Genomic DNA, 12,877 nt, shown 5'->3' with positions numbered 1-12,877 from the left:
GATCAATGAAAACCAGTAAAAACAACCTTCAAAGATTGGCCCTGCTCGTGCTTGTTGCGGGTGCTGCTTTGGGTTGCGGAAGCAAAAAGACCGCTGAGGAAAGAAAAGCAGACAGCATTGCCCAGTGCATCTCGGAAGGGATACCTTCCCGGGCGGCGGCAATCGCGAATGCAGTAAATATCACTGCGGGTACAGGCGACACGACAGGAATGGTGTGGATCAAAGGCGGGAAGTTTTTAATGGGCGCCGACGAATTCCCCGACTCCCGGCCCATGCACGAAGTGACGCTTGACGGGTTTTATATGGATGCGCACGAGGTAACCAATGCAGAGTTTGCTGCGTTTGTCAAAGCGACAAACTACAAGACTGTGGCAGAAAGGCCGCTGAACCCGGCAGATTACCCGGGTGTGCCTGCTGATAAACTGGTGCCGGGCTCTGCGGTGTTTACACCCACGTCCACGCGCGTGAACCTTGATAACCCGCTACAATGGTGGAATTATGTGCCCGGCGCAAACTGGGCTCATCCCGAGGGCCCGCAAAGCTCAATTAAAGGTCGGGAGAACTATCCCGTGATCCACGTTTCCTACGAGGATGCAGCTGCTTACGCCAAATGGGCTGGCAAGCGGCTTCCTACCGAAGCAGAATGGGAGTACGCGGCCCAGGGCGGGAAAGGTAACCACACTTACTACTGGGGCGATGAGCTCAAACCGGGTAACAAATGGGTGGCCAATATTTACCAGGGCAGCTTCCCTGATAAAAACACGAAGGAGGATGGTTACCTGGCTGCCGCGCCAGTGAAAACATTCCCGGCGAATCCGTACGGACTCTATGATATGGACGGAAATGTGTGGGAATGGTGCGAGGACCTGTATCGCCCGGATTACTATCAGAAAAGTGCGAAAGTCAACCCGACCGGGCCTGCCGATAGCTATGATCCCGACGAGCCCGGCGCTGTGAAGCGTGTACAACGGGGCGGGTCGTTTCTTTGCAGCGATGAATATTGCATTCGCTACAAAGCGGGCAGCCGCGGGAAAGGTGAGGTTACAAGCGGGAGTAATAATCTCGGTTTCAGATGTGTGTTGGTTGCGAAGAAGTAATATATTCCCGGTGTTTTTACTTAGAAAACGATTCACCTGTTAAGTTGTAGTATTATTATGCAGAGGTTCGAAGACACACATTTCCTGACAGTTCCGGGTCTTGCCAGTTCAGGACCGCAGCATTGGCAAACGATCTGGGAAGAACAGTATCCAGCGCATTTCAGCCGGGTACAACAGGAAAACTGGGACTGGCCGGTTAAGAACGACTGGGTAGGCCAGCTGCAAAAAGAAATCAGCGAGCTCACAGGTCCGACAATACTGGTCGCTCACAGTCTGGGCTGCATTACTGTGGCACATTGGGCGCAGGAGTTTCAGTCGGAACATATCAAAGGCGCATTGCTCGTAGCGCCGGCTGACGCGGACCTATCAAAACGCCTGAACTTCGTGGTAGGTTTTACACCGGTCCCGACAGGGAAAATCGGCTTTCCGACGATTGTAGTGGCGAGTACCAATGATATGTATGCGAGTATCTCACGTTCACAGACATTTGCCGAACACTGGGGAAGCGAGTTTATCAATGTTGGCAAGAAAGGGCACATCAATGCAGTTTCAGGACTTTCGGATTGGAGTGAGGGGAAGGAGATCCTGTATAAGCTGAGCGGATCTGCATTGTTGAAGCCGTACGCAACTTTTAGCCCGAAAGTACCGTAACGCATTTGAAACAGGAGTTCTATATTTCACTATATCTTTTTATATTACAAAAAAATCTTTCTCACTTTAAAATGACGGAATCCACTATGAAAAAAATGTTTCTTCTAGCCGCAGCCGGTTTGTTGTTCAATGTTGCTGCAATTGCTGACGGGCCTGGCAAGACGAAGGTCGCAGACAAAACATTGAAGGTTGACACTAAAAGCAGCAGCGTAACCTGGGGAGCAAAAAAGGTGACAGGAACCCACGCAGGTACTGTTCCATTGGAGAGCGGCTCTCTGGTCGTTGACGGAGATAAGCTGAAAGGCGGGAGCTTTGTGGCAGATATCAAGAACCTTGTGGTAACTGATGTAACTGACAAGGATATGAACGGCAAGCTTACCGGCCACCTTAAAAGTGATGATTTTTTCTCTGTTGAGAAACACCCGCAAGCCAAGCTGGTTATCTCTTCGGTAACTCCGAAAGGCGCGAATGCGTATGATGTGACTGGTAAACTGACCATCAAAGGCATTACACAGGAAGTGAAATTCCCCGCTACCGTGAAATCAGACGCGCAAAAAGTAACTGCAAATGCGAAAGTGACGATTGATCGTACCAAATACGATATCAAATTCCGTTCAAGTAACTTCTTTGAAAACCTGGGCGACAAGGCAATTGACAATGATTTTACATTGGATGTAAACCTGGTGGCCAATAAATAATTACAAGTTTTCTTTGAAATAGAAAATCCGGTTTGAATATTCAGACCGGATTTTTTAATTTTTTACCAACCTATGAACAAATCGACTACCGGATTACTCTTCTGCCTCGCGCTTGTTTTCGGCGAAGTGGCTGCTCAAAAGGAAAACAAATTGCCTGACTGGACTTTCGGTGGGTTCAAACGTCCGGCCAATGTAAATCCTGTGATCTCACCGGATAGCACCTCCACATTCTTCTGCCCGATGAACAAGAAGCAGATTGACTGGGAGTCGAACGATACCTTTAATCCGGCCGCTGCTATCAAAGACGGCAAGATTGTGGTGCTTTACCGGGCGGAAGACAAAGCGGGTAAGGCGATCGGAAAGCGTACTTCGCGGCTTGGTTATGCAGAAAGTGAAGACGGGATCCATTTTAAAAGGAGAAAAGAACCCGTGCTGTTTCCCGCGGAAGACAGTCAGAAGGCAATGGAGTGGCCCGGCGGCTGTGAGGACCCGCGCGTGGCAGTTACCGAAGACGGTTTGTACGTTGTATTCTATACCCAATGGAACCAGGATAAAGCGCGCATTGGCGTTGCGACTTCAAGGGACCTGATCAAATGGGAAAAGCACGGACCAGTATTCAAGAAAGCTTATGGCGGTAAGTTCAACGAAATATGGACAAAATCGGGCTCGATTGTTACCAAACTGGTCGGCGACAAACAGGTAATTGCGAAAATCAATGGGAAGTACTGGCTGTATTTCGGCGAGGCGAATGTAAATGTGGCTACGTCAACAGATCTGATCAACTGGGAGCCTGTTGTGGATAATAACCAGAATCTGGTAAACCTGATCTCACCCCGCAAAGGCTATTTTGACAGCAATCTCACGGAATGCGGCCCGCCTGCGATTGTAACCGACAAAGGTATTGTCCTTTTATATAATGGTAAAAACGATAAAGGCGAGGATGGTGACAGGCAGTTTACGCCCAACAGCTACTGCGCCGGTCAGGTGCTTTTTGACAAAAATGATCCTTCCAAAGTACTGGCCCGTCTGGATAAACCATTCTTCCGGCCCATGGAAGCATTTGAAAAAAGCGGTCAGTACGTAGCCGGTACTGTATTCATTGAAGGAATGGTTTACCACAAGAAGAAATGGTATCTCTACTACGGCTGCGCCGATTCCCGGGTTGGTGTGGCAGTTTATGATCCTAAACAAAAACTGCCGGGCGATCCGCTTCCGTAAACTGAAACATACAAAGGAGCAAAGCCAAAGGCAATCGTATTTGCTTTGCTCCTTTAAAGATGCCTTTCTACATCCATGCTAACGTGAAGGATGCGAATAATCTCAGCTTTGTTCTCGGTTGAAAAACGGAAAAATATGTAATGCTTTCCGTACAAAGTTTTCTGGTAACCTTTTCGAACCTGATCAATAGCCTTGCCTTTTATTTTTCCGTCTCCTATCGCTTCGAAACTCGACAGCAGCCCGTCGAGATATTTTTCAGCTTGGTGCAAGGACCATTCATGAACTGTATATTCCCAAATTTTAATTAAATCATTCTCTGCAAGGCGGGTAAGTTTGTAATTACTCATTGCCTGAATGATCCTTTTTTAGTTTTGACTTAAAATCTGCCGGGTCAAAGTTTTCAGCCCAGCCGCTTTCTTCGCCTTCAATAAGTGCCTGTCTTAATAAGCTCAGCTTCTGCTCTTCTTGCTCTAATAATCGGAGACCTGCCCGAACCACTTCGCTGGTAGTAGCATATCGGCCCTCGGCTATCTGAGTCTGAATAAATGAATCAAAATGCTGGCCCATTGATATGGATGTATTTTTCCCCATTTTCCATTTATTTAGATGTTAGACCAAAGTTACCAATTTTTGGTAACTATTTCCTTCGTCGTTCTACACTGATTTTTTCTTAGATACCCGTGCTTTACCTTCTGTTGCAGCAACTGGCAGGCAATAATTTTCAGGCATTCAATCGATCGCAAGCCGATTGGCGTACATAAAGGAAATCACTAAACTAGATTTCTTATTATGAAAATGTCAACAAAAATCATGGGCTTGCTGCTCGCAGCGATGTTTACAACCGGATCCGCTTTTGCTCAAAAAGAAAAAACCGTGATGGTTGGTGGTGCTGCTATGTACCCTTCTAAAAACATCATTGAGAATGCAGTAAACTCCAAAGAGCACACTACGCTGGTAGCAGCTGTGAAAGCGGCCGGACTGGTAGAAACACTTTCGGGAACAGGTCCATTTACAGTTTTTGCACCGGTTAATGCGGCATTTGAAGCGCTTCCTGCTGGCACAGTTGATAATCTGTTGAAGCCGGAAAACAAAGGAACACTAACTTCGGTATTGACTTACCACGTGGTTCCTGGCAAAGTGGACTCGAAAGCAGTTGCGAAAATGATTAAAGATGGCGGCGGCAAGGCAATGGCGAAAACAGCACAAGGCGCGGAGCTTACATTTTCAATGAAGGGAAAAGATTTGATCGTAACCGATGCGAAAGGTAATTCAGCCAAAGTTACTACTGCCGATGTTTATCAATCGAATGGTGTAATCCACGTGATAGACAAAGTGTTAATGCCTTAATGAGCTTGTGAAGTTGGTTGTGTGAGTGAGTTGTTGTAAAAGCGGGAGGACCTTGGTCTTTCCGCTTTTTTATTTGCTGCGCACGCCTTCAAGCAGGTTAGTACAGGATAGTCGGCCAGATATTTTTAGGAATTTTTGGATATAATTTTCTGCTTTTTTAAGAGTATTAACTTTTATAAAAACCCTCTTGTAAGGGAAAGGCAGATTAAGGAAGTCACTAAACCTATAAAACCCATTCAAATGAATTTCAGATTTGTCAAAGCCGGTTTTATGCTGGCAGCTTTGCTGGTAATCGCAAGCCAGGCTACTTCGGTGGCCCAGAAGAAAGAGAAGGGGTTTGTTTCCATTTTTGACGGGAAGACCCTGAAAGGCTGGGAGTATGATGCAAAATACTGGCGCGTGGAGAATGGGAATCTGGTAGGCGAAATCACCCCGGAAACACTTCTTAAGACTAATTCCTTCATTGTATGGCAAGGCGGCCAGCCGGCGGATTTTGAACTGAAAGGTTCGTTTAAAATCCAGCAGAGTGGTAATTCGGGCATTCAGTACCGGAGCGAAAAAGTAGAGGATGTGCCGAATGCACTAAGAGGATACCAGGCCGATATTGACGGAAAAAATACATATACCGGCCAGAATTACGAAGAACGCCGCCGCACAACACTGGCCTACCGCGGACAAAAAACGGTGATCAACGAGTACACAGGCGAAAAAACGCCCGAAGGTGTTCGCAGCAACATCAAAGCCAATGCCTGGAAAGGCTTCGAAGTAACCGGCTCACTGGGCGCTTCCGATTCTCTCAAAACACTAATCAAAAGTGAAGACTGGAACACCTTCCACCTGGTGATCAAAGGCAACCGTTTGCAACATTATATCAACGGCGTACTCATGAGCGAGGTGACAGACAATGACACCTACAACGGTCGCAAAAAAGGCTATCTGGGTATGCAGGTGCACGTAGGCCCACCCATGAAAGTGGAGTTCAAGGATTTGAGGATTAAACAATAGCTTTTGGCTATTAGCCATTAGCTTTTGGCTGTTAGTTTAGAGGAAGGAGGAAAGAGGAAAGGGAGGAAGGACGAAGGAGAAAAGGAAAGACAAACAATAAAACAGCCCCCTAGGGGCAAAAAATCAATTGCCCCGGGTTTCAACCCGGGGATCCAGAGCAAAGGATTTTAAAAAGCTAATAACTAAAAGCTAATAACTAAAAGCTAATAGCTAAACTGCTAAAAGCTATTAGCCAGAAATATCATGAACAAAATTGGATTCAATGTACTTGCCTGGACGGCGTCGGTGTCGGATGATTTATTTCCGATTATTGACAGGCTGAAAGGCATCGGTTACGACGGTGTGGAATTTTATCTTGGACCTCAGGAGTCGTCTGCTTACCAGCGAATGGGTGGATATACCAAAGACCTCGGCCTGGAAACAACAGCTGTGATGACTTTGGGTGCGGATGAAAATCCGGTAAGCGAGTCGGTTGAGGTACGTCAGAGAGCTTTGGATAAAATCAAATGGGCAGTAGACAGGGCACACGACCTGAATGCAAAGATCATCTGTGGGCCATTCCACTCAGCGCACACGGTTTTTGTAAATCGCCCTGCGGAGGACCAGGAATATGCATTGGCAGGAGAAGTACTGAATGCAGCTGCGGAATATGCGGCTCAGGCAAATATCACATTTGCATTGGAGGCGCTCAACCGCTTTGAGTGCTATTTGTGCAATACCATGGAGCAGCTGCACAAGCTGGTAACAGCCGCTAATCACCCGAATGTGCGCGCGATGTTTGATACGCACCATTCCAATATCGAGGAGAAAAAATATGGTACCGCATTGCAAACCATCGCGCCGGTACTTGCCCACGTGCACATCAGCGAAAACGACCGCGGAACCCCCGGTACCGGACAGGTTTTGTGGGATGATGCATTTGCGGGTTTAGCTGCCATCAATTATCAAGGCTGGCTTACAATCGAAGCATTTTCAAGAAACGACCCGGGCTTCGCCAATGCGATTGGCGTATGGCGGGAGTTTAACGAGCCCTGGGATATTGCCGAAAATGGCTACCGGTTTATCAGGGAGATGTGTTTGAAGCATGGATTGTAAGTGACTTCGGCTGTCGGTTTTCGGCAGTCGGCTTTTTTGCGATGGACTTCGTCATCGTGACCAGAGTCACCTATTAAGTTGATGTCGTAAGGACCTCAAACAGTAAACAAAAAGGCCGAAAGCCGAAGTAAACAAGTCACTATGACCCACAACCTGAAATTTCTCTTCTTGTTCTTCCTGCTTAGTTCTGCCGCATTCGCGCAGGGCGACGCTTCCGGATATCAAGTTGTTTACAAAGGCGATAAAGGGCCGGGATTGGGTAAAAACATCGTTTTCATTGCTACTGATCATGAATACCGCAGTGAGGAGTCACTTCCTGCGCTGGCGCGGATTATGGCAAAACGTTATGGATTTACCTGCACAGTGATATGGGGCCTGGATGATGAGGGCAATATCCTGCCGGGCAGCTCCAATCTGAAAGGATTGGAAGTACTTGATAAAGCCGATCTGCTGGTGATGTTCATGCGGTTTGCGCATTTTGAAGATAAGGAAATGCAGCATATTGATAAGTATATCCGGCGGGGCGGCCCGATTGTAGCTTTCCGCACATCTACACACGCATTTGAAATTAAAAATGACCCTAAATGGGAGCATTATACATGGAATTATAAGGGTGACAAAACTGCCTGGAAAGATGGTTTTGGAGAAGTGGTACTTGGCGAAACCTGGGTGTCGCACTATGGTACCAACCACAAACAGTCTTCGAAGCTGATCATCGAGCAATCAGAAGCCGCGCACCCGATTATGACCGGTGTGAAAGATGTGTGGGTACAATCCGGCGGGTATACTGCCGAACCGAAAGGTACTGTACTGGCGCGGGGACAGGTTTTGAATGGAATGACGGCCACTTCCGCACCGGATCCTACAAAAGAGTTGTTGCCGGTCGCCTGGATCAAAGAATACCAGGTGGAGGGCGGGAGCAAAGGGAAATCTTTTACAACTACCCACGGCGCTTCCCAAGATCTGCTGAACGAAGGCTTCCGAAGAATGGCAGTGAATGCAATGTTTTGGGGATTGGGAATGGAAAAGTCCATTAAGCCAACTAATAATATCGCATTTGTTGGCCCTTACAAGCCCACTACCTTCAATTTCAACGGATACAAAGCCAATGTAAAGCCGGCCGATCTGGCTGGATTTGACTCGCTGATCATGCCTGGTGAGGTTGTGAAGAAAAAGGCGCCTTGATTTTAGTTTTTGACCAAACAGATTTAAAATAATGTCAGTACAACTTCCATTTCGTTTTGGTTCTGAGGTATATACCTGGTTTATGAGCGGCAACGGTAAAACGTATGAAGGCCGGCTCGGACACATGATTGAGGTTATTTCAAAGGCAGGTTTCAGTGGCATTCAACCTATTTTCACCTGGATGGGCGAGCTGGTTGATCCGGATCTCCTGGAAGCAAAATTGAGGGAGCAGAACATCGAGCTGGCTGCACTGGCACTGGCACTCGACTGGAACGAAGCCGAAGAAACGGAGCGGGAAAGGGAGGTTGCCGACCACGCGATCAGGGTACTGCAACGTTTTCCTGGTGCGATCCTGAACACAGTACAGATCCCGAGCGGGAGGCATAACCTTGCTCAGCGCCAGGCCAATCTGGTCAATATTGTGAATACAGTATCAAGACGGGCCGCTGAAAAGGGCATTCCGTGCAGCTACCATCCCAATTCCCCCCACACATCCATTATCCGCACGGAAGAGGATTACAAAATCGTACTCGAATCACTGGATATATCGGCTACCGGCTGGACGCCGGATGTTGGCCACATTATCAACGGCGGAATGGACCCGCTTTCTAAAATGAAAGAGTACGAGGCATTGATCAACCACGTGCATTTCAAAGATTGGGACGGCGCACCTGAGTTTGCATTAATGGGTAATGGAAGCGTGGACTTACTCGGGGTAACTCAGTGGCTGAAAGATATCAATTACAAAGGCTGGATCATCTGCGAAGACGAAGGCGCAGAAGCACTCGACGATCCGGATTACGTGACTTTGCACGACGGAAAGTGGATCCAGGAAAAGTTGATTCCGGGGTTGAGATGATTTTGGCAGTTTGACTTCGGCTGTCGGCAGTCAGCTGATAGCTGTTAGCAATTAGCTGTTAGCTACTTTACCTAATCCTGATAAATCATTTTATAATAAAAAAGCCGACGGCCGACCGCCGAAAGCCGAAGCATCCCCAACATATGCCCACTATTAAAACCAACGCAATAAACATGTACTACGAAGAGCGGGGTTCTGGTGAACCGCTGCTTTTGATCATGGGAATAACAGCTCCCGGGTCGGTCTGGAATGTGCATGTGGCGGATTGGAAGCATCATTTTCGCTGCATTATCGGGGATAATAGGGGTGTAGGGTTGACTGATAAACCAGCCGGGCCTTATTCCTCGGAGCAAATGGCCGACGATTATGCAGGTCTGCTGGACTCGCTTGGGTTGGAGAATGTGAATGTAATCGGCTGTTCAATGGGCAGTACCATTGCACAGCAATTGGCGATCAGGCATCCTCAAAAGGTAAAATCGCTCGTGTTAATGTGTCCCTGGGCGCGTTGCGACAATTATGCGAAAGGGTTGTTCCAGCATATCATGAATGCCAAAGCCAGGTTCAGGCCGGAGGAATTCAGTCTGTACATTCAATTGCTGATTTTCTCAAAATCGTCGTGGGACAATGCTGAAAAGCACGCAGATCTCGCGCAGGGCCGGCAACAGGACGCTTACGGTGCATTCCCGCAGCCTTTACACGGTTTGGAAGGGCAAGCAGCTGCTTGCATGAACCACAACGCACTGCCCGATTTGCACAAAATAGATAAACCAACCCTCGTGATCGGTGGACGGGAAGACATTTTTACCCCGGTGTGGATGGCGGAGGAAGTAGCAAATAGTATCCCGGGGGCAGAGCTGTTTTTGTACGAAAAACTAGGACACGCGTTTCATTTCGAGGATACGGAAGAGTTTAATGCCAGGGTGAGGGGTTGGCTGAAAACTTCGTCGAGCTAGCGTCTCGCTCAGGGTGACAAAGGTTTATTAAGAACAGTAAATTGAAGTGACAAAAGCTTATGAGAAGGATTAAATAACAGGGTTTTTCGACTTTTAATCTTTACAAAACTCAATAATAAAAACAATGGAAAGTGCCGATTCAATAAACCAGGGCTGGGTAGATAAAGTATCCAATCACGTGCAGGTAGGGGGTATCGAAACTTCGGTGCTTGATAATGGCGCGGGGAGAGGTACCCGGATTGCGTGGGTGAATACCGGCACCGGGCTGCGTTTCAAAGTGGTACTTGACAGGGCAATGGATATTGCGGAAGCATTTTATAATGAGCACAGTCTGGCGTGGATCAGTCACGTGGGCGTTACTTATCCACAGCCTTTTTCGGATAAAGGGATTGACTGGCTGCGTACTTTTGGTGGCGGTTTGCTCACTACTTGCGGCCTTTCTCACGCAGGCGGACCGGAGTCGGACGAATATGGTGACCGCGGCTTGCACGGTTTGATCGGGAATGCGCCTGCCGAGGTTATCTCCATTGTACAGCCTGATTTGAGAAAAGGTCAGCTGGAAATGAGTATCACCGGCATGATCCGGGAAACAAAGCCGTTCGGTCCCAATTTCGAACTGAAAAGAACCATATCGGCCACCTTGGGAAAACCCGGGATCCGCATTAAAGACGAAGTGACAAACCGGGCCAATACACCTGCGCCGCATATGCTTTTGTACCATTTCAATTTCGGCTGGCCACTGGCTGACGAGGGTACGGACATTCTCTGGAATGGAAAATGGCACCCGCGCCACGGCGAGGAGAATGCAAAGATCTTTAAAGAAGGTAACGAATTTAAAAAATGCCCCGCACCGCTGGAAAGTCATCTGGGAACAGGAGAAGAAGTGGCTTTGATAGATGTGGAAGCCGATATTTTCGGAGACAGCATTTGCGGCCTGCATAATGAAAAGCTCGGACTGGCAGTGTCTTTAAAATGGAAAAAAGAGCAGCTACCCTGGCTGGCCAACTGGCAGCATTGGGGTAAAGGCGAATACGTAACCGGCCTGGAACCCAGCACGCACCCACTTTCCGGACAAGCAAAAGCAAGAGAAGACGGGACGCTGATCTTTGTAGAACCCGACGAAACAAAGCTTTACGAGCTGGAATTGGACGTATTGACTGAGAAGGAGGCGATTGCGGAGTTGCTTTTAAAGGTGACAACGGCGTAACAAGGCTTTGTTATGTTAGGCAACTGCCGCCTATGTCACCCTGAGCGCAGTCCAAGGGCCGCTACAAACAAAGGCGTGGTGCGGTGCTTCGACCGCGCTCAGCATGACAAAAGGTGGTTGGCGCACCTCAATCTAGTCGATGTGAGCGCCAAAAAAAGCAAAGTACAGCAGCAATATAGCACAGCATTAAGCCTTGCAATAAAACAATAACAAGTATCAACTAAACCAACTTTTAATATAATACAATGGGACTTTCAAGTATAGCTGAGAAGGCGTTGGAGCAGGGAAAAGGAATATTGCGTTTAGCACCTACGTGGGTGCCGCGCTCATTTTGCGTTCCCGGCCGCAGGATCAAATTACACCCGGACGATTATTATATATTGGGTGGTGAGCGTGGCGGTATTGATGAGCGCTGGCTCTCGTCAACCACTCCTGCGGAAAACGGGCCACTGACAGGCGAAAATGAAGGTTTGAGCCAAATCGTCTTTGAAGATGAATCCGGGGTTCAAAAAGTGACATTGCGGGATGCGGTCGAAGAATTGAAAGGCGAAATTATAGGCGACAGACTTTGGGATCAATACAAAAGCTGGCCTATGTACTCCAAATTTTTTGACAATATGGGGCCGCTGCCGCACCACATTCACCACCGCGATGAGCACGCTGCCATGGTGGGTCAGAATGGAAAGCCGGAAGCATATTATTTCCCACCTCAACTGAATAACCACGGTGGTGATTTTCCATACACATTCATTGGTATTGCTCCTGGTACGACGAAGGAGCAAATCAAAGAGTGCTTGATGAACTTCACCAAGGGTGATAACAAGATTACCAACTACTCCCAGGCGTTTCGTCTGGAACCGGGAACAGGCTGGGATGTGCCTCCTGGCATGTTGCACGCACCGGGCAGCTTGTGTACCTACGAGCCTCAGAAAGCCTCGGATATTTTTGCGATGTATCAGTCGCTTGTGAATGAGGCGGTTATTCCGGAAGAATTGCTCTGGAAAGGAACGCCGAAAGACAGAATCGGCGATTATGACCTGCTGATGGAAGTGATCGACTGGGATTTGAATGTAAATCCAAATCTGATGGAAAAGCATTTCATGCGTCCAAAACCGGTCAAAGATGTTGCTGAAATGGAGCAGGAAGGATATAGTGAAAATTGGATCTGCTATAAAAACGAGGCGTACAGCGCCAAGGAACTGACGGTACTCCCGGGACAAACTGTAACCATTAAAGATGCTGCCGCTTACGGCATGATCGTGATGCAGGGACATGGAAAATTCGGCGAATGGGATATTGAAACGCCTGCATTGATCCGCTACGGACAGCTGACGAACGACGAATTCTTTGTAACCGAAAAGGCAGCAATTGAAGGAGTGGTGATCAGCAACCCATCCAAAACAGACCCCATTGTGATATTGAAGCATTTCGGTCCAGGAAACCCGGATTTGGTGCTCTAGAGTTTAAGGTTTATGAGTTTGGAGTTCATGAGTTTGGATTTGATTAGTTCAAATATCTCGCGTTCGTAAACTTTAAACTCATAAACTCTTCACTCATAAACT

The 12,877-nt window shown here is 47.8% G+C and carries 14 protein-coding genes; 12 read left to right on the top strand and 2 right to left on the bottom strand.

What is annotated here, in order from left to right; all coding sequences use genetic code 11:
- Window positions 1-5 precede the first annotated feature (5 nt).
- From AC1XTG_RS24065 to AC1XTG_RS24050, 4 genes are all read left to right on the top strand, one after another.
- Window positions 6-1,097, top strand: a complete 1,092-nt coding sequence (locus AC1XTG_RS24065) for a formylglycine-generating enzyme family protein (RefSeq protein ID WP_484843729.1) — start codon at window positions 6-8, stop codon at window positions 1,095-1,097.
- Window positions 1,098-1,154: 57 nt separating this feature from the next.
- Window positions 1,155-1,748 (top strand): RBBP9/YdeN family alpha/beta hydrolase, encoded by a 594-nt coding sequence (locus AC1XTG_RS24060; RefSeq protein WP_484843728.1) that lies wholly within the window; start codon window positions 1,155-1,157, stop codon window positions 1,746-1,748.
- Between the two features lie 95 nt (window positions 1,749-1,843).
- A complete protein-coding gene (locus tag AC1XTG_RS24055) occupies window positions 1,844-2,446 on the top strand; it encodes a YceI family protein (RefSeq protein ID WP_056291727.1) in 603 nt (200 codons plus the stop codon).
- Between the two features lie 72 nt (window positions 2,447-2,518).
- The gene (locus tag AC1XTG_RS24050) at window positions 2,519-3,664 is read left to right on the top strand and encodes a glycoside hydrolase family 130 protein (protein WP_484843727.1); all 1,146 of its coding nucleotides are present in this window, start codon (window positions 2,519-2,521) and stop codon (window positions 3,662-3,664) included.
- 53 nt (window positions 3,665-3,717) lie between these two features.
- Here the strand turns inward: AC1XTG_RS24050 and AC1XTG_RS24045 are convergent, their stop codons facing one another.
- Together AC1XTG_RS24045 and AC1XTG_RS24040 are read right to left on the bottom strand one after the other, a co-directional pair.
- The gene (locus AC1XTG_RS24045; RefSeq protein ID WP_056291526.1) at window positions 3,718-4,011 is read right to left on the bottom strand and encodes a type II toxin-antitoxin system RelE/ParE family toxin; all 294 of its coding nucleotides are present in this window, start codon (window positions 4,009-4,011) and stop codon (window positions 3,718-3,720) included.
- A complete protein-coding gene (locus AC1XTG_RS24040; protein WP_056291524.1) occupies window positions 4,004-4,255 on the bottom strand; it encodes a type II toxin-antitoxin system ParD family antitoxin in 252 nt (83 codons plus the stop codon). Before AC1XTG_RS24040 ends, AC1XTG_RS24045 begins: the two co-directional genes overlap by 8 nt.
- A gap of 204 nt (window positions 4,256-4,459) precedes the next feature.
- On the opposite strand from AC1XTG_RS24040, the gene AC1XTG_RS24035 reads away from it, so the two are divergent.
- From AC1XTG_RS24035 to AC1XTG_RS24000, 8 genes are all read left to right on the top strand, one after another.
- A complete protein-coding gene (locus AC1XTG_RS24035) occupies window positions 4,460-5,011 on the top strand; it encodes a fasciclin domain-containing protein (RefSeq protein ID WP_484843780.1) in 552 nt (183 codons plus the stop codon).
- 270 nt (window positions 5,012-5,281) lie between these two features.
- Window positions 5,282-6,016, top strand: coding sequence for a 3-keto-disaccharide hydrolase (locus AC1XTG_RS24030; RefSeq protein WP_229238847.1), 735 nt, complete (start codon window positions 5,282-5,284; stop codon window positions 6,014-6,016).
- Window positions 6,017-6,259: 243 nt separating this feature from the next.
- Window positions 6,260-7,111, top strand: coding sequence for a sugar phosphate isomerase/epimerase family protein (locus tag AC1XTG_RS24025; RefSeq protein WP_484843726.1), 852 nt, complete (start codon window positions 6,260-6,262; stop codon window positions 7,109-7,111).
- Between the two features lie 141 nt (window positions 7,112-7,252).
- Window positions 7,253-8,296 (top strand): ThuA domain-containing protein, encoded by a 1,044-nt coding sequence (locus tag AC1XTG_RS24020; protein ID WP_484843725.1) that lies wholly within the window; start codon window positions 7,253-7,255, stop codon window positions 8,294-8,296.
- Window positions 8,297-8,327: 31 nt separating this feature from the next.
- The gene (locus AC1XTG_RS24015; RefSeq protein ID WP_056291515.1) at window positions 8,328-9,155 is read left to right on the top strand and encodes a sugar phosphate isomerase/epimerase family protein; all 828 of its coding nucleotides are present in this window, start codon (window positions 8,328-8,330) and stop codon (window positions 9,153-9,155) included.
- 143 nt (window positions 9,156-9,298) lie between these two features.
- Window positions 9,299-10,108, top strand: coding sequence for an alpha/beta fold hydrolase (locus AC1XTG_RS24010; protein ID WP_056291512.1), 810 nt, complete (start codon window positions 9,299-9,301; stop codon window positions 10,106-10,108).
- Between the two features lie 124 nt (window positions 10,109-10,232).
- Window positions 10,233-11,315, top strand: coding sequence for an aldose 1-epimerase family protein (locus tag AC1XTG_RS24005; protein ID WP_056291510.1), 1,083 nt, complete (start codon window positions 10,233-10,235; stop codon window positions 11,313-11,315).
- Between the two features lie 245 nt (window positions 11,316-11,560).
- Window positions 11,561-12,775 carry a class I mannose-6-phosphate isomerase gene (locus AC1XTG_RS24000; protein WP_056291508.1) on the top strand — a complete coding sequence of 405 codons (1,215 nt, stop codon included), beginning with the start codon at window positions 11,561-11,563 and terminating at the stop codon, window positions 12,773-12,775.
- Window positions 12,776-12,877 lie beyond the last annotated feature (102 nt).

Source organism: Dyadobacter sp. HNCC25DJ183, assembly GCF_056895175.1.
The sequence above is the reverse complement of the archived record's forward strand: the minus strand, read 5'-3'. Positions and strand labels throughout refer to the sequence as shown.

Coding starts and splice junctions, on each gene's coding strand:
- AC1XTG_RS24045 (WP_056291526.1), bottom strand. CDS start 4,011: ATGAGTAATTACAAACTTACCCGCCTTGCAGAGAATGATTTAATTAAA.
- AC1XTG_RS24025 (WP_484843726.1), top strand. CDS start 6,260: ATGAACAAAATTGGATTCAATGTACTTGCCTGGACGGCGTCGGTGTCG.
- AC1XTG_RS24020 (WP_484843725.1), top strand. CDS start 7,253: ATGACCCACAACCTGAAATTTCTCTTCTTGTTCTTCCTGCTTAGTTCT.
- AC1XTG_RS24060 (WP_484843728.1), top strand. CDS start 1,155: ATGCAGAGGTTCGAAGACACACATTTCCTGACAGTTCCGGGTCTTGCC.
- AC1XTG_RS24015 (WP_056291515.1), top strand. CDS start 8,328: ATGTCAGTACAACTTCCATTTCGTTTTGGTTCTGAGGTATATACCTGG.
- AC1XTG_RS24055 (WP_056291727.1), top strand. CDS start 1,844: ATGTTTCTTCTAGCCGCAGCCGGTTTGTTGTTCAATGTTGCTGCAATT.
- AC1XTG_RS24000 (WP_056291508.1), top strand. CDS start 11,561: ATGGGACTTTCAAGTATAGCTGAGAAGGCGTTGGAGCAGGGAAAAGGA.
- AC1XTG_RS24010 (WP_056291512.1), top strand. CDS start 9,299: ATGCCCACTATTAAAACCAACGCAATAAACATGTACTACGAAGAGCGG.
- AC1XTG_RS24035 (WP_484843780.1), top strand. CDS start 4,460: ATGTCAACAAAAATCATGGGCTTGCTGCTCGCAGCGATGTTTACAACC.
- AC1XTG_RS24040 (WP_056291524.1), bottom strand. CDS start 4,255: ATGGGGAAAAATACATCCATATCAATGGGCCAGCATTTTGATTCATTT.
- AC1XTG_RS24050 (WP_484843727.1), top strand. CDS start 2,519: ATGAACAAATCGACTACCGGATTACTCTTCTGCCTCGCGCTTGTTTTC.
- AC1XTG_RS24030 (WP_229238847.1), top strand. CDS start 5,282: ATGCTGGCAGCTTTGCTGGTAATCGCAAGCCAGGCTACTTCGGTGGCC.
- AC1XTG_RS24005 (WP_056291510.1), top strand. CDS start 10,233: ATGGAAAGTGCCGATTCAATAAACCAGGGCTGGGTAGATAAAGTATCC.
- AC1XTG_RS24065 (WP_484843729.1), top strand. CDS start 6: ATGAAAACCAGTAAAAACAACCTTCAAAGATTGGCCCTGCTCGTGCTT.